Annotated in this window: 17 protein-coding genes; 12 read left to right on the top strand and 5 right to left on the bottom strand. The window is 44.1% G+C overall.

The window, feature by feature from the left end; translation table 11 throughout:
• Positions 1 to 224 precede the first annotated feature (224 nt).
• Positions 225 to 1,667, top strand: a complete 1,443-nt coding sequence (locus AAJP47_RS06475) for a D-2-hydroxyglutarate dehydrogenase (RefSeq protein WP_346717073.1) — start codon at positions 225 to 227, stop codon at positions 1,665 to 1,667.
• A 179-nt stretch (positions 1,668 to 1,846) separates the two neighbouring features.
• Here the strand turns inward: AAJP47_RS06475 and AAJP47_RS06470 are convergent, their stop codons facing one another.
• Positions 1,847 to 2,479, bottom strand: a complete 633-nt coding sequence (locus AAJP47_RS06470) for a BLUF domain-containing protein (protein WP_346717072.1) — start codon at positions 2,477 to 2,479, stop codon at positions 1,847 to 1,849.
• An 827-nt stretch (positions 2,480 to 3,306) separates the two neighbouring features.
• Here AAJP47_RS06470 and AAJP47_RS06465 point away from each other — a divergent pair.
• From AAJP47_RS06465 to lspA, 4 genes are all read left to right on the top strand, one after another.
• Positions 3,307 to 4,944: a carbon-nitrogen hydrolase family protein gene (locus tag AAJP47_RS06465; RefSeq protein WP_346717071.1), complete on the top strand. Its 1,638-nt coding sequence runs from the start codon at positions 3,307 to 3,309 to the stop codon at positions 4,942 to 4,944.
• Between the two features lie 167 nt (positions 4,945 to 5,111).
• Entirely contained in the window at positions 5,112 to 5,678 is a 567-nt protein-coding gene (locus AAJP47_RS06460) for a protein disulfide oxidoreductase (protein ID WP_497198691.1), read from the top strand.
• 479 nt (positions 5,679 to 6,157) lie between these two features.
• Positions 6,158 to 9,007 carry an isoleucine--tRNA ligase gene (ileS, locus tag AAJP47_RS06455; RefSeq protein ID WP_346717070.1) on the top strand — a complete coding sequence of 950 codons (2,850 nt, stop codon included), beginning with the start codon at positions 6,158 to 6,160 and terminating at the stop codon, positions 9,005 to 9,007.
• The gene (lspA, locus tag AAJP47_RS06450; RefSeq protein WP_346717069.1) at positions 9,000 to 9,617 is read left to right on the top strand and encodes a signal peptidase II; all 618 of its coding nucleotides are present in this window, start codon (positions 9,000 to 9,002) and stop codon (positions 9,615 to 9,617) included. Before ileS ends, lspA begins: the two co-directional genes overlap by 8 nt.
• A gap of 301 nt (positions 9,618 to 9,918) precedes the next feature.
• Here lspA and AAJP47_RS06445 read toward each other — a convergent pair whose 3' ends face one another.
• Positions 9,919 to 10,785 carry a PhzF family phenazine biosynthesis protein gene (locus AAJP47_RS06445; protein WP_346717068.1) on the bottom strand — a complete coding sequence of 289 codons (867 nt, stop codon included), beginning with the start codon at positions 10,783 to 10,785 and terminating at the stop codon, positions 9,919 to 9,921.
• Positions 10,786 to 10,970: 185 nt separating this feature from the next.
• Here AAJP47_RS06445 and AAJP47_RS06440 point away from each other — a divergent pair, with 185 nt between their 5' ends.
• The gene (locus tag AAJP47_RS06440) at positions 10,971 to 11,579 is read left to right on the top strand and encodes an O-acetyl-ADP-ribose deacetylase (RefSeq protein WP_346717067.1); all 609 of its coding nucleotides are present in this window, start codon (positions 10,971 to 10,973) and stop codon (positions 11,577 to 11,579) included.
• A 256-nt stretch (positions 11,580 to 11,835) separates the two neighbouring features.
• Here the strand turns inward: AAJP47_RS06440 and AAJP47_RS06435 are convergent, their stop codons facing one another.
• Positions 11,836 to 12,495, bottom strand: a complete 660-nt coding sequence (locus AAJP47_RS06435) for a DUF1294 domain-containing protein (RefSeq protein WP_346717066.1) — start codon at positions 12,493 to 12,495, stop codon at positions 11,836 to 11,838.
• 146 nt (positions 12,496 to 12,641) lie between these two features.
• Here AAJP47_RS06435 and fkpB point away from each other — a divergent pair, with 146 nt between their 5' ends.
• On the top strand, positions 12,642 to 13,139 hold the full coding sequence (gene fkpB / locus AAJP47_RS06430; RefSeq protein WP_346717065.1) for an FKBP-type peptidyl-prolyl cis-trans isomerase: 498 nt from the start codon (positions 12,642 to 12,644) through the stop codon (positions 13,137 to 13,139).
• Between the two features lie 251 nt (positions 13,140 to 13,390).
• Positions 13,391 to 14,431 (top strand): aldo/keto reductase, encoded by a 1,041-nt coding sequence (locus tag AAJP47_RS06425; RefSeq protein ID WP_346717064.1) that lies wholly within the window; start codon positions 13,391 to 13,393, stop codon positions 14,429 to 14,431.
• A 276-nt stretch (positions 14,432 to 14,707) separates the two neighbouring features.
• Here AAJP47_RS06425 and AAJP47_RS06420 read toward each other — a convergent pair whose 3' ends face one another.
• Positions 14,708 to 15,508, bottom strand: coding sequence for a lysophospholipid acyltransferase family protein (locus tag AAJP47_RS06420; RefSeq protein ID WP_346717063.1), 801 nt, complete (start codon positions 15,506 to 15,508; stop codon positions 14,708 to 14,710).
• 417 nt (positions 15,509 to 15,925) lie between these two features.
• Between AAJP47_RS06420 and hflX the strand changes: the two genes are divergently transcribed.
• From hflX to AAJP47_RS06400, 4 genes are all read left to right on the top strand, one after another.
• Positions 15,926 to 17,392 carry a ribosome rescue GTPase HflX gene (gene hflX / locus AAJP47_RS06415; protein ID WP_346717062.1) on the top strand — a complete coding sequence of 489 codons (1,467 nt, stop codon included), beginning with the start codon at positions 15,926 to 15,928 and terminating at the stop codon, positions 17,390 to 17,392.
• A 278-nt stretch (positions 17,393 to 17,670) separates the two neighbouring features.
• Complete coding sequence (locus AAJP47_RS06410; protein WP_346717061.1) at positions 17,671 to 18,099, top strand: CidA/LrgA family protein; 429 nt, start codon at positions 17,671 to 17,673, stop codon at positions 18,097 to 18,099.
• A gap of 16 nt (positions 18,100 to 18,115) precedes the next feature.
• Entirely contained in the window at positions 18,116 to 18,805 is a 690-nt protein-coding gene (locus AAJP47_RS06405; RefSeq protein ID WP_346717060.1) for an LrgB family protein, read from the top strand.
• Between the two features lie 387 nt (positions 18,806 to 19,192).
• Positions 19,193 to 20,020, top strand: coding sequence for a lytic transglycosylase domain-containing protein (locus tag AAJP47_RS06400; protein ID WP_346717059.1), 828 nt, complete (start codon positions 19,193 to 19,195; stop codon positions 20,018 to 20,020).
• A 123-nt stretch (positions 20,021 to 20,143) separates the two neighbouring features.
• Here AAJP47_RS06400 and tsf read toward each other — a convergent pair whose 3' ends face one another.
• Positions 20,144 to 21,025, bottom strand: a complete 882-nt coding sequence (gene tsf / locus AAJP47_RS06395; RefSeq protein ID WP_346717058.1) for a translation elongation factor Ts — start codon at positions 21,023 to 21,025, stop codon at positions 20,144 to 20,146.
• Positions 21,026 to 21,133: the final 108 nt, after the last annotated feature.

The following is a 21,133-nucleotide window of genomic DNA, read 5'->3' as shown; positions in this document are numbered from 1 at the left end:
CTTAGGTCAGACTGTTTTGCCAAGCTTAGTTTAAATAGATATGATTGAAACGAATTATGATTGAAACGAATATAGTCATTTCACCTTATCACTATCCCAACAACCAACTTTCCGTTATATATACACAATTATATAAACATAGTTATATAGATTTCGTTATATCAATTTAGCGATATAATAATCCCCTTTATGCATAGCGCTTACGTTTTTACTGAGATTTGACCATGACTTCTTTATCTAGCCAAAGCCCATCTGAGACCAATACAGCCGCTGTCCAAACGATACTCAGCGCCCTACTTGATGCCCATCAGTTTGACCCAAGCCAAATAAAAACCGATGCCGAGAGCTTAGAGCATTGGGGCAAAGATTGGACCAAACACTTTCCGCCCAATGCCGCCGCCATCGTCTTTCCAAAGACCACCGAACAAGTACAGACCATCGTCCTACTTGCCAATGAGCATAATGTGGTTCTCACCCCAAGCGGTGGACGTACTGGTCTGTCTGCGGGCGCCGTCGCTGCCAATGGCGAAATGGTGGTCAGTCTCGATAAAATGAACCGTATCGGCCAATTTTATCCAGCCGATCGCATGGTTGAGATTGAAGCGGGTGTCGTAACTGAGCAATTACAGCAGTTCGCCGAAGCAAAAGGTCTCTACTATCCGGTCGACTTTGCCTCAGCAGGTTCGAGCCAAATGGGCGGCAATATTGGCACCAATGCTGGCGGCATTAAAGTCATCCGCTATGGCATGACCCGTCAATGGATCATGGGGCTGACGGTTGTCACGGGCAAAGGAGATATCTTGCACCTCAATCGTGGCATGGTCAAAAACGCCACTGGCTATGATTTGCGCCAGCTCTTTATCGGTGCTGAGGGCACACTTGGTTTGGTGACCCATGCCCAAATCAAACTTGAGCGTCAGCCGCAAGACTTGAGCGTTATGGTGCTGGGTATGGACAGCTTTACGGATGTGATGAATGTGCTATCGGCCTTTCAAGCACAGATCGATTTGACCGCGTTTGAATTCTTTGATGATGTTGCCATTGATAAGCTGATGGCGCATGGTCAAGTACAAGAGCCGTTTGAGTCGCGTACCAAGTTTTATACCCTGATTGAATTTGAGGCCTCTTACGAGCCTATCATGGATAAAGCCATGACCATCTTTGAGCATTGCCTAGAGCAAGGTTGGGTCGTCGATGGGGTGATGAGTCAAAGCCTGTCACAAGCGGCAGAGCTGTGGAAGCTGCGCGAATATATCTCAGAGACCATTTCTGTGTTTACGCCTTATAAGAATGATGTGTCTGTCCTGATAAGCTACGTGCCGGACTTTATCAAAGAGATTGATGAAATTGTCAGCAGTAACTATCCCGACTTTGAGGTGTGCTGGTTTGGTCATATTGGCGATGGTAATTTGCATCTGAATATCTTAAAGCCTGAAAATATGGACAAAGACGCTTTCTTTGCGGAGTGTCAGATCGTCAATAAATATGTGTTTGATACGGTGCAGAAGTATGGTGGCTCGGTGTCGGCTGAGCACGGCGTGGGTATGACCAAAAAGCCATATCTACACTACAGCCGCAGCGAGACTGAGATTGAGTACTTAAAAGCGGTCAAAAAAGTGTTTGATCCGAACAATATTATGAACCGTGGTAAGATTTTTGATATGTAATCGGCTGTTTTATAGCCAATTCCAAATAGAATTGATACATGAATAGCGAGGCTGACTATAAAACCTTGCAAAGGTGATTATAAAGCCTCAAAAAAAGACGCGACCTCAAAAAGGTTGCGTCTTTTTTTCATTTTATACAACATACAATTTATAAAAACATCAAGGCTGCTCTATTTGACTTACCAATAATACAGCAGCACCAGACCCATAATAAGCAATACACTTAAAAAGCCTTGGACGATTAAAAACGCTTGATGCGGTGCAGCGACATGACGAAACATATTACCCATCGCATTATAAGTAATACCTGCTGCTTGGATGTGCGGCGGGTGATCAAAAGTTTTGATAAGCTCTAAAAAGTGCTCAGTACGACTCGGCGACCAATCATGTGGAAAAAACGGCAAGTATGGCGATAACAGCGCGGCTTGCTTTTTGCTTGCAGGTGACCACAGCCAGCGCTCCAAAAATAACATACGCATACGCCAATCGCTAAAGCTGCGGTGCTCTATGGTACGCAGTAATAATGTCTCAACGTTTTTGTGACGATCATCAGCAAAAATACGCTCCTTTAATGCAAACACGTGCGCTTTTTGACCTTCGATGCATTGTAAAAATTGACCATTGCCATAACATAAGATACCAGTGATGCCATGCTGCTGATTATAATCGCGTGCATGACGTTCTACGTCCTCAAATATTGAGGCATTTAGACGTGAAACAAACGTCAGGCTACTGACGTAGACCAGTTGAATCAGCGCTGAGTCTTCTATCTCATCATCCATACTGATTCTATTATCATGATTTACGGGCATAACAAACCATCCTAAAAAGCCGCCGTTAAACGGTAAATTGAAACAAAAAACAAAACGATGCCCAAAAGAACAAAGAATACTGACTCACAAAATCGCAGCAAATAATTACCACGTTAGACTGTCATTGAGGAGGTAGCTTGTTATGATAGCGAGCAAAATAAAAGGCATTTGGAACGAAACGTACTGAGAAATGCTATGTAAAAGTTTTGCGATTCTAGGGCGTGTTTGATTATTCAACCATGGCACTGACAGAGACGATTTTTTAGACAATTCGAAGATAAACAGAGTAAGTATAGTCATTCTATACGTCTATTTTTATCAATGAAGTGGCAAAAAAGCGTTCTGTCCTTTTAGGCTGATGCTAAAATCATCTCATACTGCGTTACCACTCTTGCTAAGGCATGAGCATTATCTTCGATTGGTGCCTTGTCTGAAATGATTTTAGCAATCAGCAGTGCCTATTTGTGAATGATCAACACGCCCTAATATAGAGAAATGACAAAGACCATTCGTTTGAAAACAGCTATAAATATCGGATTATGTTAACCACGGCTGTCATTCGTCGTAAATTTTAAGGTCGATTTAATAATGATTCTGACCCATACATTCATCCAATCAGAGCCAATAACGCCAAAATCGATGAGCTAAATGAGATAGAATATCGTTATAACGTATTGTAAATGCAAAGATAAATCATTGTAACGATAATATTCAATCATTGAAATCTATTTATCGTATCTGTTACACAAAGACTTGCTAGCTCAAATCTTGTGACGCATTCACCTTTGATATCCCTACCACCAGTAAAGAGCCAAAACAGGAAGATTATGAGCAAAATAGAAAAATTAGATGACTTTCACCTAACAATCGCTGAAATCAAGAAAAAAGACTATCCGCAGTTAAAAGAGCTGATGGATCGTGTCTATGTCAACCTAGGCGGCGCTTGGTCAAAGACCACTATACACACCTTGATTGATGCTTTCCCTGAAGGTCAGATTGCCTTGTTTGACCATGATCAGTTGATTGGGATTGTCCTATCCATGCGCGTTGATTATGCCAAGTTTTCAAACCCGCATACCTATGATGATTTGATTGGTCAAAAAGAGATCATCAGAGACAATCCAGAAGGCGATGCCATCTATGGTTTAGATGCCTTGATTGATCCAGAATATCGCGGTTACCGTTTAGGTCGCAGGCTTTATGATGCGCGTAAAGAGTTATGTCGTCAGCTTAATTTCCGTGCCATTTTGGCCGGTGGACGCATTCCTAATTATCACAATCACCAAGATCTAACACCGGGCGAATATATCGATGCCGTCGCGTCACGTGAAATTCATGATCCGGCGCTGTCTTTTCAATTGTCGAATGGCTTTATCGTCAAACGTATTCTAACCGCTTATTTGCCTGATGATACGCAGTCGAAAGGATTTGCCACCCTACTTGAATGGGCCAATATTTATTACGAGCCAAAAGACTATAAGCCAAACACGCGCAAGTCAGAAGTGCGTATTGGTGGTATCCAATGGCAGATGCGTGAGGTGGAGTCACCTGAAGAGCTACTACAGCAAGTTGAATTCTTTGTCGATGTCATGGCGGATTACAACTCAGACTTTGCTTGTTTACCAGAATTCTTTAACGCGCCATTGATGGGTCTATGCGAATCCACCGATCAAAACATCGCGATTCGCTTTTTGGCAGGTTATACCGAATGGTTCAAAAACGAGATTTCGCATTTAGCCGTTAGCTATAACGTCAACGTCATTACAGGCTCCATGCCATTACTGGATGAAGACGATACCTTATACAATGTCAGCTATCTGTGTCGCCGCGATGGTACGGTTGAAGAGCAGCGCAAAATACATATCACGCCTCACGAGCGTAGCGCTTGGGTCATCGAAGGCGGTGACGAGGTCAAAGTATTCGATACAGATGCTGGTCGCATTGGTATCTTGGTCTGTTATGACATCGAATTCCCAGAGCTTGCCCGCCTACTAGCGCTTGATGACATGGATATTTTGTTTGTTCCTTTTTGGACCGACACCAAAAACGGCTACTTGCGTGTGCGCCACTGCGCCCAAGCACGAGCAATTGAAAACGAATGTTACGTTATGATTTGCGGCTCTGTAGGCAACTTACCACAAGTTGAGAGCTTAGATATTCAGTACGCGCAGTCTTCTATTTTCTCACCATCAGACTTCGCGTTCCCTCATGATGCGATTATGGCAGAAACAACGCCCAATACTGAAATGATCTTCTTCTCAGACTTGAATTTAGATAAGCTCACGCATGTGCGTAACGAAGGCTCAGTACATAACCTCATTGATCGCCGCGATGATTTGTTTAGCCTAAAATGGAAACGAAAAGCGAAAATTCCAGCCAGCAAATTGAGCGATGAAGAGCGCCTTGAAAACTCAGGTAGCGTATTAACAGGCGACCCATTACAAGATCGCGCCCAAAAGCCTTAATGGGTTTGAGTTTGTGTTAGTTAGTTAAGATTAACTGTCTAATACTATTAAGCTTGTATCACTCATATAGTAAGAGCGTCATATAAAACATAGTTCAATAATACGGCTGACCACTCAGCCGTTTATTTTTATCTGTTTAAAACATTTATTATGAAAAAGCGACTATCATGACGACCAATATGAGTAAGAAAAAACAGGCGATGACAAAACAGTCTGACACGAAGGCACCGACACAAAAAATGTGGTCTATCTTTAAAACGGTACTGCTATATGGTCTGATGTTTATCGTGATTTATACGGCCATTAACTGGTGGCGACAACCTGTCATGCCCGCCAGTCCGCAGCTGCAACTAACTGACTATCAAGGACAAGTGGTTGATTTGGCAGCCTTGAGTCATGACAAGCCAACATTGGTATATTTTTGGGGTACGTGGTGTTCTGTTTGCCGTATCACCTCTCCTACCATAGAAAAACTTGCCGCAGCGAATACTTATCCAGTCGTTACGGTTGCTGTGCAATCCGGCACGGATCAAGAATTGCATCGCTACCTTAACCAAAACGAGTATGGTTTTACCACGATAAATGACCAACAAGGGAGTATTTTTGACGATTGGCAAGGTCAAGTCACACCGTCATATGTGGTTTTGAAAGAGGGTAAAATGACTCAAGGTTTGACAGGTATCCAGCCACTTTGGTTGTTAAAATTACGACTATGGTTATCATCGGTTTTTTAGCGTTTTGCCATGGTATTACCCCTCATCCGTAACCACTTTTAGTCGGTTAAACATAGGTTTTTATCAGTGCGCGGCTGATAAGGTCAGCCATTAATTTAGGGTAAAGTAAAGGCAACACCGGTCAGCTCTTTTTACCCCATCCTTTTTGTCATATAATAGCTGCCCTTATTCTCATATTGTTTTACTGGGCTTTATGATAGCCCTTTATCACTGATAACGACATTTTAGGTTGCATTCGTCGCGTTAGCATTTATTATTGACGTAACCCTATTTGCAAACCACCGATATTCAGCTTGCGACTTGTAAATAAGATACGAAGCTGCAAAACATTCTTTTGACCCGCTTTTAAAGCGCTTTAACGTTATTAATAAGAACGCGATGATGAATGTCTAAGCGGTAAGCTGAGCCCTGTTTTAAATATTATCCCTGATGTTGCACCATTTTTCTCATCCACTTCTACCTTTTAAAAAGACACCTTTATGACTGATAAAAGTACTGATACACCAAGCCACGATTATAAAGACACCTTAAACCTTGCCGATACCCCCTTTGCCATGCGTGCAAACCTTGCCAAACGTGAGCCTGATTGGCTGGCGGCTTGGGAAGCGGACGACGTGTACGGCAAAATTCGTCAGGCACGCGCGGGTGCGCCCAAGTATATTTTGCACGATGGCCCTCCATACGCTAACGGTCAGATTCACTTAGGTCACGCGGTCAATAAAGTACTCAAAGACATTATTGTAAAATCAAAGACCTTATCGGGATTTGATGCGCCATACGTGCCTGGCTGGGACTGTCATGGTTTGCCTATCGAGCAAAAGGTTGAAACCAAAGTCGGCAAAGTCGGACAAAAAGTCTCGGCTACTGAGTTCCGTGGTCTGTGCCGTGAGTATGCCAGTACACAGATTGAGCTACAAAAAGCCGACTTCAAACGTTTGGGCGTGTTTGGCGATTGGGACAATCCTTATCTGACCATGAACTTCCATCAAGAAGCCAATATCGTACGCGCGCTCGCTAGAATTCATGACAATGGTCACGTGACTCGCGGTATGAAGCCTGTTAACTGGTGCTTGGACTGTAGCTCTGCCTTGGCAGAAGCCGAGGTCGAATATCAGGATAAAGTCTCTGATGCCATCTATGTCAGCTTTGATGTACTCGGTACTGACAAGGTTGCCGCTTTGGATTCGATAGAGGACAACATTGCCGCTGTTATCTGGACGACGACGCCTTGGACATTGCCTGCCAACCAAGCCATCTCAGTACATCCTGAGCACGACTATAGTGTAGTCGCCACCGAAAAAGGCAACTTGCTATTGGCGGCTGATTTGGTTGAAACCGCACTGACCGCTTTTAAATTAGAAAACCAAGGTGTTCTTGCGACCGTATCAGGACGTGAGCTGGAAGGTCTAAAGGCTCAGCACCCACTCATTGCAGAGCGTCAAGTGCCGCTTATCTTAGGCGATCACGTCACCACTGACAGTGGTACTGGTCTGGTTCATACCGCGCCCGGTCATGGTTTAGACGATTATATCGTTGGGCTGAAATATAACCTGCCAGTTGAAAACCCAGTCAGCGGTACAGGCGTTTATTTAGACAGCGCCGCGATATTTGCAGGCGAGCATATCTATAAAGCCAACCCAAAAATCATCGCCGCCCTGCATGATAACGGTCATCTAGTCAGCCATACCAAGATTGAGCACAGCTATCCGCATTGCTGGCGTCATAAATCACCCATTATCTTCCGTGCGACCCCGCAGTGGTTTATCAGTATGGAAGCCAAAGGCTTGCGCGAGCGTGCGCTTGCTGATATTCCTAAAGTCAACTGGACGCCAGCATGGGGACAAAACCGCATTGAAGCGATGATGACAGGCCGTCCTGACTGGTGTATCTCACGCCAGCGCACATGGGGTGTGCCGATTACTTTCTTTACGCATAAAGAAACAGGTGAGCTGCATCCAAACACGCTTGAGCTAATGGAAACGGCGGCGCAAAAAATTGAAGCTGGCGGCGTTGAAGCGTGGTTTGATGCCAGCTGTGAAGACTTTTTAGGTAGCGAAGCCGCTGACTATGACAAAGCGACTGATACGCTAGACGTCTGGTTTGATTCTGGCACGACACACTTTGCCGTTCTTGATCAGCGCGATGAGCTGACCAATCCTGCTGACATGTATTTAGAAGGCTCAGATCAGCATCGCGGCTGGTTCCAAACCTCTTTATTGACGTCTGAGGCCATCTATGAGCGTCCGCCGTTTAAGCAAGTATTGACTCACGGTTTTGTCGTTGATGAAAACGGTCGCAAGATGAGTAAGTCACTGGGCAATATCATCACCCCGCAAGAAGAGATCAACAAAACGGGCGCGGACATGCTGCGTTTATGGATCGCGTCTAGCGATTATCGTTATGAGATGAGCGCGGGTAAAACGGTCTTTAAAGGCGCGGTCGATATGTATCGCCGTATCCGTAATACTCTGCGCTTTTTATTGGCCAACACTGACGACTTTGATCCAGCGACAAACAGCGTCGATGTCAATGAGCTTGTGAGCTTGGATAAATTTATTCTTGAGCGTGCGCAAACGGTACAAGCACAGATCATCAGCGCGTATGATGCGATGGACTTTCACCAAGTCACGCAATATGTGACGGCGTTTTGTTCACAGGACTTGGGCAGCTTTTATTTAGACATCATTAAAGACCGTCAGTACACCACGCAGGCGGACGGTCAGCCTCGCCGCTCAGCACAAACGGCGATCTATCATATTACTCATGCGCTTATTCGCTGGATCACACCGATCTTGTCATTCACCGCGCAAGAAGCATGGGAAGTATTACACGGCACTGATAGCTATGTGTTTACGGAAGAGTGGTACACCTTCCCTGAATTTGAGCTAAGCGCGATTAGCAGTGACGACTGGCAACGTATCATGCTAGCTAAAGACCTAGTCAATAAACACATCGAAACAGCACGTGGCGAAAAAATCATCAATGCCAACTTATCTGCTGATGTAAGCCTATACGCAGATGGTGCGATGCAAGAAAGCTTAGCCAAGCTGGGTGAAGAGCTGCGTTTTGTCCTTATTACCAGTAAAGCCACGCTAAAGCCAATGAGTGACGCGCCTACTGATCCTGCCAAACAGGCAAATGAGCAAACGGACAGCGAGACGGAAGCATTGGTAGACTTAGTGGTAGAGGTTAGCGCGGCGACTGGTACTAAATGTGTGCGCTGTTGGCACATCCGTGATGACATCGGTATAGATAGCGCACATCCTGAAATCTGCGGTCGCTGTGTGACCAATGTCAGTGGTGATGGCGAGGTACGTCACTATGCCTAATTCAACAGACAATAACTTGCCGCCTGCTGACGTCGATCATTCGCCGAAGCCTGCGCATGCAACAACGGGTAGCTCGACCACGCCAAGAAGCCGCTTGACCAAAACGCCAAAAGTAATCGCTAACGGTCGTCACGCTTTTATGTGGTATCTGTTGTCGCTGGTCGTGATCATGATCGATCAGTGGACAAAATGGCTGGCGGAAACCAAGCTGACCTTTCACGACCCCGTACCCGTAATTGAACCGTTTCTTAACTGGACGCTTGCTTACAACTACGGCGCTGCTTTTAGCTTTTTGGCAGATGCAGGCGGTTGGCAAAAGTGGTTTTTTTCAGGCTTGGCGCTGGTAATGTCGCTGTTTTTGATTATCTATTTAATCAAAGCGCCGCGCAAAGCCACGCTGCTCTCGTTCGGTCTGGCGTTGGTGCTTGGCGGCGCAGTTGGTAATTTGATTGATCGTTTGCTACATGGTCATGTGATTGACTTTATCCATGTGCATAATGCCGACGTTTGGCATTATCCAATCTTTAATATTGCCGATATGGGCATTAGCATTGGCGTGGCACTCATTGTTATTGATATGCTATTTTTGGAGAAGAAACGCGGCGTTTAACGCTTATCGTTCTAGATATAGTGCTTCACTTTGAAAGCGATACAGAGCGACTGGGATGAATTTTTAGTAGCCTCTGTATTAGCAGCAAGCGAGGAAAATTGATACCAGTCGCTTGTGGCTATTAATGTATTGGTTTTATTTTGAACGACCTATAATGCTATTAATATAAAAGGCGAGTTACGTATAGGTAACTCGCCTTTTTTTGTCTATCATTTTTAATTAGAACTCTTTCTATTTTTAGTCTACTTTTAAAAAATACAGAGTAACGCTGTTTTAACTATAAGGTTTTACCATAGATGGCCTATAAAATCACTTCCTGTACCCCAATCTCGTGAGCAAAACCGCCCACTTTCACCTGACAAATATCTTTACCATTTAGTTCAACGGATGCGGTAATGATTGAAACACAATCCATTGCCCTTCCTTGCTCAAAGACAAAGCTTTTAGGCCGCTTGTCCCCAAGATGCTTAGTCAGATAGCACGCTAATGCCCCACTCGCACTTCCCGTCGCAGACTCTTCTGGAATACCAACCAAGGGCGCAAAATTCCGACAACTTGCTGTCAGCTCAGAGTCTTTTTCGCATAGCTCAAAAGCATGAATACCAATTATGCCATGCCTCTTACAAAACTCCGTAAGCAAAGGCTCATTTACTTGGAGTTGATCGAGATAGCCACGAGGCACAGGAACGATCATATCATGCAGCCCTGTTGAGACAACCTCAATAGGAAGCTGAGTGGATTCAAGCGTCGCAGCGTTAATACCGATCAACTCTGCTATCTTCTCGTACTCATAGCTACCGAGATATTCTGGTAATTTTTGTTCCATCACTATATGTCCGTTAGGCTCTATAGCGACCGTGAGCAGCCCTGCTTTTGTCCTCTGAACATACTCCCCTTGAGCAATAATCCCTTGTTGAAACAATGTTGAAAACACCGCTAAGGTTGCATGACCACAAAAATCCACTTCCTCTGTGACGGTAAAAAAAGACACATTAAAATCGACTTCATCGTCGCAACATACGAAAGCCGTTTCTGAATAGCCAACGGCTTTCGCGATTGCTAACTTTTCTTGATTAGATAGTTTCTCTGCGTCTAGTACTACGCCAGCGGGATTACCGCCCGTTCCATTCTTTGTAAAAGAATTAACTAAGTAAGCGTCGATTTTCATTATTACTACCCTTTTATTTTCTGTAAATTATTTCTTATGGGCTTATGTGACAAAGAAATGGCTTTTTCTGACCCATGTATATAAATCTCAACTTATTATACTCATACCATATACAAGTCACTGCCGAAACATCCTTTAGACTCTATCAATAAATGATTATTGAATAAATCAAAAAGGACTTTTTTATGTCAAGCAATCGCACAAACCCTATTTTTCAAAAGCAAATCCAATTATCTGATTCTGCAAACGATGAGCAGATGATTACTCTAACGGTATTAAAAGCAGATATTACCACGTTGAGTGTTGATGCCATCGTCAATGCGGCCAATTCAAGTTTGCTGGGTGGCGGCGGTGTGGACGGTGCGATTCATCGAGCCGCTGGCCCGAAGCTGGTTGAGTACTGCCGTACGTTAAATGGCTGTCAGACGGGCGATGCCAAAATCAGTCCGGCGTTTGATTTACCCTCTCAGTATGTGATTCATACTGTCGGCCCTGTTTGGCATGGCGGTAATAATAATGAAGAAGCCTTGCTTGCCAGCTGTTATCAAAAGTCTCTGACATTAGCCACTGAGCAAGGTCTGGCTAGCATCGCTTTTCCGTCTATTAGTACAGGCGTTTATGGTTATCCACTAGATAAAGCCACCGAAGTCGCTATTGAGTCGGTGTATCAATACGTAAAAGGCTATGGATCAGATGACAAAAAAATGTCTGAGTTCTCAATTCGTGAGGTCATTTTTTGCTGCTTTTCAGACATAGATGCGTCTATTTATAAGCAGGTATTAGAGCAGAAGTAATGAAAATCATCTAAGATTTTTCCATTTATGGTCAGTCGATGTAGAATCGATACATTAATAGCCACGTGCTACTGATATAAATTTTCCTTGCGTGCTGCTAAACAGAGGCGACAAAAAATTCATCTCAGTAGCACTATATTTGATTGTTCTTAAAGCAAACCTACTATTAAGTAGGTAACGTTTAATGTACTAAGAGTCTTATCACTCTACAATTAGGCTAAAGATAATTTTAACGTTAGCTTACAATGATTAATGCCTACAACAACTCTTCCAAAAACCCTAAACCGCCACCTGCTAAGACAAACAACAAACCTGCCATATTAATCACAACCGTCAGATAATAGGCCATTCGAAAGTCGGGCTTTTGTGATTTATGGCGTAAATAAGTCTGTGCCACCATGGCACCAACCCAGCCACCAAGCGCACTGAGCAAATGCAATGTGGACTCAGGTGTTCGCCAGTCGCCACTTTGCGCGGCGGCTTTGTCTTTGGCATACATCCCATAAGTAATGATGCCTAAAATTGCATACCAAGCAACGACCAGCCAGCTTAATTTATCGGTTAATACCAACAATATGAGAACGCCATAAAATCCTGCGCCAAGAAATAGCCGTTTCTTTTGTCCCGACTCAAAGCTCGCTTGGGCGCTACGTTTGGCATTACGCTGACGGATTTGCTGATTTTTCTGTGCCATTTTTTGTTGCACAAATTGCAGCTCTTGCACTTCTTTTGCCTGCGTGCGCCCTTGATTATCTCGCCCAACGGTAAAAACCACTTGCTCACCAACCTCAGGGCGACGGCGTGCTTTGAACTCATTAATATGAAAGAAAACGGACTCACCATTATCCGTTTCAATAAAACCAAAGCCTTTATCGTCTTGCCACTTTTTGATCTGACCTTGTTGCTTATTTGCCATAAATACGCTTATCCTCTTTTAGCCTTCAAATATAGTACACTATTTGCGTTACACTATTTACGCTTACAACGTTTTCCAGATGACTTATCATCTTTAGCATCACTGAAACCCTCAGTTTTTTACTCAAGCAATAGATGGCTTTTATTATGACCGACTCGCAATTTATTAACCCCAATGAAGACACACGTATCACTTATGGCAGCCTTGTTAAACTGCATTTTGAGGTCTCGCTAGAAAACGGCACAGTGATTGACTCTACCTTTAGCCGTGACGCGCCTGTGAGCTTGACCATTGGTGATGAGAGTTTATTACCAGGTTTTGAGCAAGTTCTGATGAATCTACGCGCAGGCGATACGCGTACGGCTCACCTTGAGCCAGAGCAAGCCTTTGGCGAGTGGAACCCTGACAATATCCAACACTTTAGCCGCCCGCAGTTTGCGCTCGTCGCTGACAACCCTGAGATTGGCATGATGGTTGAATTTGAAGACAAGGGCAAAAATACCTTGCCCGGTATCATTAGCGCCATCGATGACGACGAAATCGAGGTGGATTTTAATCACCCTCTCGCTGGACAAGACGTGCTATTCAAAGTAAAAGTCTTTAAAGTGACGCCACCTGGCGTTACGGGTATCAAGTTAATGTAATTAATTTAGTACCGTTATATCAACCATCCTCTATAAGCTATAAAAGAGACATAGTGCTACTAAAATGAATGTTGCGCAGCTTCTATCAACCACGGCGCAACAACGGCGCAACAACGGCACAGTAAGCAAGAAAAATTTGTTTTAGTAGCGCATTACAGTGTGCATTTTTACTTATAACGAATTGTATAGACGCTCCAATACCTTATTAACGATCACCAAAAAACAAAAACGAATTCAAAAAGGACAACCGTATGCAATATGAAACGCTGCCACAACTCGATGAAAAAGTCTCAAAAATCTGTCTTGGTACCATGACATGGGGACAGCAAAATACAGAATCTGACGCCCACGAACAAATGGACATGGCACTGAGCGAAGGTGTGAACTTTTGGGATACCGCTGAGATGTATCCATCACCGCCGGATAAAGATAAGCAAGGCGCGACCGAGCGATTTATGGGTACGTGGTTTAATAAGACCAAACAACGCGACAAGGTCATTCTGGCTAGCAAAATATCACCGATGGATTTTTTACGTGACGGTCAGACGCGTTTCAACGCTGATCATATCAGCAGTGCGATCGATAGCAATTTGAAGCGTCTGCAAACTGATCATATTGACATTTACCAGCTACACTGGCCTGAGCGTAAAACGAACTTTTTTGGTCAGCGCGGTTATACTGAAGAGATGGCGGCTCAATCGACTGATGATTTAACACCGTTTTTAGAAACCATTCAAGCGTTAAACGATGAAATCAAAAAGGGACGTATTCGTGCTTACGGCTTGTCAAACGATACCGCTTGGGGTCTGATGCGCTACCTTTGGGAAGCGGACAAAAACGGTTTAATCGCACCCATCACGGTTCAAAACCCTTATAGCTTACTCAACCGTCTGTATGAAGTTGGCATGGCGGAGATGGCGCATCGTGAAAATGTTGGTCTGCTTGCCTATTCGCCACTTGGTTTTGGCGTCTTGTCTGGCAAATATCTTGATGGTAAACGCCCAGCTGGCGCACGCCTAACCATGTATGATCGCTTTGCCCGTTATACCAATGGTCAAGCCATATCAGCCACTGAGCAGTACGCCAAAATCGCAGCCGATGCAGGGTTGGACATGGCGCAGATGGCATTGGCTTTTGTCAATACACGCCCGTTTGTCACCAGCAATATTATTGGTGCAACCACGACCGAGCAGCTTAAATCTAATATTGATAGTGTCAATGTTACGTTAACCAAAGACGTATTGGATGCCATTGAAGCCGTGCACACACAGCACCCAAATCCGTCACCTTAGGTTGTTGTCTATCAAATATTTATAAGTTGGTTCTAACCTACTTATGGTTAGTTCATAATAGAACCGATACGTGACGATACGTGACGATACGTGAATAGTCATGTGCGACTGGTATAAATTTTCTTTGCTTACTGCTAAACAGAGGCTACACAAAATTCACCCCAGTCGCACCGAATCAAGTAGATAGTCACATAAAAAAAGCGCCGATCGCGAGCATTAAAACTGCGATTAGCGCTTTTTTTTATGTCTGCTTACTTTCTAATGAAACGATCAGCTCTATAATTTCGGAGCTGTTGTTAACACGCGTGAATGCAATTTGGTCAACCCTTCTTGCATACGCGCTTGTAATAAATTGGTCAACTCGCTTTTATTCAATCCTTTAGGATCTATCGGCTCAAGTGGCAACACATAAGCGGTAACGTCTTTACTATCGAGCACTTTTTTTAGGCTCTCTTTCATCGTAAGTTTGCCGTAATATGGTAACGCTTCGCTTAACGTACCATCTTTATTGACGTAAGAGAGAACGAGCGGGCGAATAGGCACGTTAGCATCGATGGCGGCTTGTAGCAAGGTACCGTGAATACGTTTGATCTTTTTGCCATCGGTCGTGGTGGCTTCTGGAAAAAAGATCACTGAGAACCCTTCGGTTAAAAAACTGGCAATTTGCGCGGCAACCGAGCCTGCATCACCGGAACCACGCTCAATAAATACGGTACCAGCGGCTTGAGCGAGCTTACCAAATATAGGCCACTCACCGATTTCCGCTTTGGATAAGAAAAAAGCGGGACTGAGCGTACCCACCACAGGGATATCCATCCATGACACATGATTAGAAACCCATAAGCCATGATGCTGCTGTACGGGCTCAACGGCGACAACCTTTACGCCAAAGGAACCTGCCATTTTGCGACAAAAGGTTTGAATGTAACGGGGTAAGGTTTCGCGTGGCGGTTGCTTGAACGCCCCAATACGTTGGGCGGCGCGCATGCCACCAGCGATGGTTGTGGTCATGCCTGCAATTTGTCTGCCGCGACCCAATTGCTGTTTGAGTGAAAAGCCTGACTTAGATTGGCTCATCTGTATCCCTCGTGATTAAAAACGTATGATTATATAGCTTAAACAAGCGTCATAAGTATAACAAAATTCAGTCAGCCAGTGATGAATTGTACACTGAAATTATGGATTGCCTTTGTTACGCTATAAATGCTTTATCTGCCTTTCCCTGTTTACTTTTTCATCAATAAAAAACTCAATCATGCTGGTAGTTTTTTTGACCCTAGATTATTTAATCATCATCTTTGTAACATAAAGCCATTACTAATTATGCCGATACCCTTTAATATCAAGTGATAAGACCACATATATATGGTCATATGAACGCTGCGTTAAGAGCTGACTTGATACGGTTAAAAGTTTATTAGTAAGTAACATTCTTTTAGGCAATCAAAATGGCATCGTGGCGATTTATTTACTTTATAGAATAGGTGATACTCTTTGGATTATTTTGAAAGACATGAAGGTGGCGAGCGCGCCATTATTGTACATTTAGACATCCGCCAAATCCAAGATCCAGATGATCTTAGCGAATTTGAGCTACTGGCCGACTCAGCGGGTGCTGATCGTTTGGCATTGGTGACAGGCTCGCGTCAAAGACCTGACGCCAAATATTTTGTGGGTAGCGGTAAAGCCGAAGAAATAGCCGAATTGGTGCGCGAGCACGATGCCGACATCGTCCTTTTTAACCACAGCTTATCGCCTTCACAAGAGCGTAATATTGAAGCGCTGGTCAAATGCCGCGTCCTTGACCGCACTGGTTTGATTTTAGACATTTTTGCTCAGCGCGCCCGTACCTATGAAGGTAAGCTACAGGTAGAGCTGGCGCAGCTTAATCATCTGTCAACGCGTTTGGTACGCGGTTGGACGCATTTGGAGCGTCAAAAAGGTGGTATTGGTTTGCGTGGACCGGGTGAAACCCAGCTTGAGACCGATCGCCGCTTATTGCAGACTCGTGTCAATCAGCTAAAAAGCCGACTAGAAAAGGTGCGTCAAACCCGTGCTCAAGGCCGCGCCCGTCGTCAGAAATCTGATGTACCGACCATCTCGCTTGTGGGTTATACCAATGCGGGTAAGTCCACGTTATTTAACCGTTTGGTCGATGAAAACATCTACGCCGCTGACAAGCTATTTGCCACGCTTGACCCTACCTTACGCCGCTTAGACTGGCAAGGGGTTGGCCGAGTTGTCTTGGTCGATACGGTAGGTTTTGTGCGTCATCTGCCCCATGAGTTGGTTGAATCGTTTCATGCAACGCTTGAAGAGACGTTAGAGGCCGATTTATTGTTACATGTTATTGATTCTTCTAGCGAAGACATGCATGAACAAATTCAGGCGGTCAAAGACGTGTTGGCTGAAATCGATAATGATGTGCCAGTGCTCAATGTTTATAATAAGATTGATTTGACCGATGAGCCTGCCCACATTGGTTATGCTAGCGAAGGTCAGCCTAACCGTGTTTATGTTTCCTCTAGACAAAACCTCGGTATGGAAGGATTGACACTCGCCGTCCAGCAGTTACTAACTGGTAAATTGACTACGTTTGATTTAACCTTGCCTTATAGCGCTGGGCAATTCAAGAATACCTTGTACGAGTTGGGTGTTATTTTAGAAGAAAGCTATGATGATAACGGGCATGAGTGTTTGACCATTCGTTTGCCAAGCGAGCGCCTCAGACAACTACTTGGTCAAGCCAACTTAAATCCGCTCGATGTATTGCCATTAGCGCAAGCTACCTTGCTGATGCCCGTTCTTGAAGAGTTTGAAAAGTCCGACGAAGATGTCGAAGAACAAACCATGACCGACGCAGAAGAGCAAGCATTTGATGAATTCAATGCGCTACATGCGGCGAGTGCAACTACTGATACTGCTGCCAAAGAAGCCCCTGTATCTGACTCACAGACGTAAATTAATCTTCTTTTTTAAGTCACTTATTAAGTAACTCACTATTTAAAGCAGCTTTTTATCTATGACAAATGAGCGATATCAAACGATATCGCTCATTTTTTTATATGGCGTATCCCCTTGGTTTGCTGTAATCTTTTTAGGGTCACAAAAAACGTTATTATCCTATGGTCTTTATTAGTTTGTCTGCTCTATATATAATCGCTTGTAGTATTCAATAAATATCGACTATAGGACGTGATTAGAACGCCCTAGCCCTCTCCGACTTGGCCACAAACTTTATGCAAGCTACTCCTTCTTCCTCCCTCCCCTTATGGCTGGCGTTAATTCTAACGCTGGCGATGGTAATCTTTGTTCGTGAGTCTGCTGTCATAGTTTGTCAGTGGGCGGGTATAGAAAAAGCGGCCAATATCGTTGGATTGGTCGCGATGTTCTTTATTTTAATGGCATGGCGATTGCTAAAAGGGTTACCCAGTTGGCTGACCAAGGCCAGTAATACCTTGCTGGTCGATAGCGGCTTTGCTTTTTTGCCTGTTTCGGCAGGTGCAGGTTTGCTACTGTTTGCTCTAGGCGATGAGCTGTGGGGCGTGATGCTAACCATGATTATCAGTACCTTGATTCCACTTTGGGGACTGGCGCTACTCGCCAATCATTGGTTAAATCACAAGAATAATAAAGCCACCATTGATGAGCATAAGGGACAGCTGTGAGCTGCTGGGAGATGTCATGATTTTTGATAGCGTATTGATGGCGACCCTTGCGGCAATACTATTAACATTGGCGGCACACGTCATTGCTCGCGTATTGGCACGTAAGCTCTCATGGCTACCCATGGTGATTACTGCCCTAATCTTAGTCCTTTTGTTCTTATTCATCTTACAGTGGGATTACGATAACTATTACCGTGTGGCCAAACCTGTGTTTGATCACCTGCTCGGGTACGTCACCGTATTATTGGCTGTACCATTGGCAGCGATGAACTTCAAAGGGTTACCTATAAAGAAACTCACCCTTATCGTGATCATTGCGAGTGTCGTTGGTGCCCTGCTTCCTATGTCGTTGGCGTATTTATTTTCATTGAGTCATGACACCATACTGGCCTTTGCAACTCGTTCCGTGACCACCCCCATTGGTCTGAGTGTGGCAGATTTGATCAAAGCGCCATTAGCGATGGCAAACTTGATTATTATTGTCTCAGGATTGCTCGGTGGTATGTTAGCGCGTTTCTTATTCCGCGGTATCGATGATGACCGGGCCAAAGGTTTAGCGCTTGGCTTGGCCGCTCACGCTTTTGGTACAGTAGAAGCATGGCAGATTAGTCACACTGCTGGCCGTTACGCCGCTTTTGGACTAGCCGTTAATGGTCTGGTCACTGCCGTGTGGGTACCGATTTTTATCAGTACGTTTGGCATTTAGGTATGTGATTATCCATAGCTGAATGAGTGAGCTTTTTTCACAATTTTTATAGTAATCTTATTATACAAATACATAGCCGCTAAGTACCCTATTTGAACCGCTTTAAATACCATCGTATTGATTTGTTTGTCATTATTTAAAAATTAATTCAATAATTTCATGCTTAATGCCACAATCAAATGTGTTGAAAAGGTATTGTATGTTATAGTAAGCAACTATTGTTTTTTGTATCTATCGCAAGTGGTTTTTAGTTAGACGTGGTTTTTGCTAGGTCGCTATGTCTCTCATGGCTATAAATCCTACGAACACAATGACCGCTTAAATGCGCCAAATAACACGCCTATAAGCAAAGCAATTTGCTACTACTAGAGAAAAAGTGATAACCCTATGATAAATATTGTAACCTTAGTTAATCGCTGCTTGTCTCCTGTCCTACTCACCACACTCGCCCTCTCAGTCACTCCTTTTGCTGCTCAAGCTGGCAATATGTATATTTATAAAGACAAAGGTGGTCAGGTGCTGCTGACGAACGTCAATCCCAGTGGTAACTTTGATAAATTTACCAAAAAAGTAAAAGTCACTTATTATAAAGACTCAAAGATGTATGACGGCAGTAGTAGCAGTAATGACTACGGTGGCAGCGCGGCCAGCAATAGCGCGAGTCGCAATGCTTATGACAGTTATATTCGCGCCTCTGCTGCGCGAAATGGCGTGGATCCAGCGCTCATGAAAGCCATGATGCATACCGAATCGGCGTTCAATCCAAATGCTCGCTCCCCTGTTGGGGCGCAAGGTCTCATGCAGCTGATGCCAGCAACGGCGCGCCGCTTCAATGTGAGCAATCCTTGGAATCCTGCTGATAATATCGAAGGCTCGGCCAAATACATCGCTTGGCTCATGCGCCGTTTCAACAACAATGTAGAACATGCAGTCGCCGGTTATAATGCAGGTGAAGGAAATGTCGATAAATACGGCGGTATCCCACCTTTTAAAGAAACCCGCAATTACGTCCAACGCGTGATGAGTCGCTACCACAGTTTGTACAAGAATGACGCTGGACTTTCTGATGCTAGTATCAATGCCAATAACCAAACGTCCAATGCCAGCATCAATAATGGTCTACAAAATGTCAGTTACGGTACTGCCAGCTATGGGACTACCAGTAACATCAATAGTGCCAGCTATACCAATTCAGCTTATGCCGCATTACGCTAAAATAAGAATCTGAGCAGCAATTGACTTAAAGCGCCAAACCTCAGACATAAAAAAGCCCGTTAATAAATTAACGGGCTTTTTTATGCAACTGCATTCAGTATCATGACTTGTTTAAGTCAATATTTACTTGTTAGCAGCCTGAGTGGCAGCAACTTCAGCAGCGAAATCTTCTTGCTTCTTCTCGATGCCTTCACCAACTTCTAGACGTTTGAAACCAAGTACTTTTACGCCTTCAGATTTTAGTACATCACCGACTTTTTTCTCATTGTCCATGACATATGGCTGACGTAGCAAAGTTACTTCGTCTAGGTACTTACGTAGGCCACCTTCGATCATTTTTTCAACGATATTGTCAGGCTTGCCAGACTCTCTTGCTTTAGATTCAATGATGTCTTTTTCACGTGCCAATACATCAGCAGCAACGTCTTCATCATCAACCGCAACAGGGTTGAACGCAGCGATGTGCATAGCAAGGTTTTTACCAGTGTCAGCGTCGCCACCTTCATAAGAAACGACCACACCGATACGTAGACCGTGACGGTATGAAGCGATGTTAGTGCCTTCTAGTGTTTCAACACGGCGAATCTGAATGTTCTCACCGATTTTTTGTACCAATGATACGCGTGCTTCTTCAACGGTTTGACCATCGCCATAAGGCAATTCAGAGATAGCAGCAACATCAGTCACATTGTTTTCTAGTGCAAGGTTCGCCACTTTTTCTGCAAACGCAGTGAAGCTGTCATCTTTTGCAACGAAGTCAGTTTGGCAGTTAACTTCTAACAAAAATGCTTTGTTGTCGCCTTGAGCGATGATGATAGCGCCGTCAGCTGCGATGTTACCCGCTTTTTTAGCTGCTTTTGCTTGACCAGACTTGCGTAGGTTGTCGATGGCAACTTCAACATCACCGTTTGACTCTTCTAACGCTTTTTTACATTCCATCATGCCAAGACCAGTACGGTCACGCAATTCTTTTACCATTTTGGCAGATACTTTTACTTCTGACATAAGAGTTACCTTAGTATTGTTATGTATGGGAGTGCTTAACTGATATTTGATGTTTTTTACGGTCTATGTTTGCAAATTCAAAATACAACGAAGAAAAATAAAAACAAC

Origin of the sequence: Psychrobacter halotolerans (genome assembly GCF_039680845.1) — a bacterium.
In the GTDB taxonomy this organism is placed as follows: domain Bacteria; phylum Pseudomonadota; class Gammaproteobacteria; order Pseudomonadales; family Moraxellaceae; genus Psychrobacter.
Note: the sequence above shows the minus strand (reverse complement) of the source record. Positions and strands in the feature narration are given on the sequence as shown.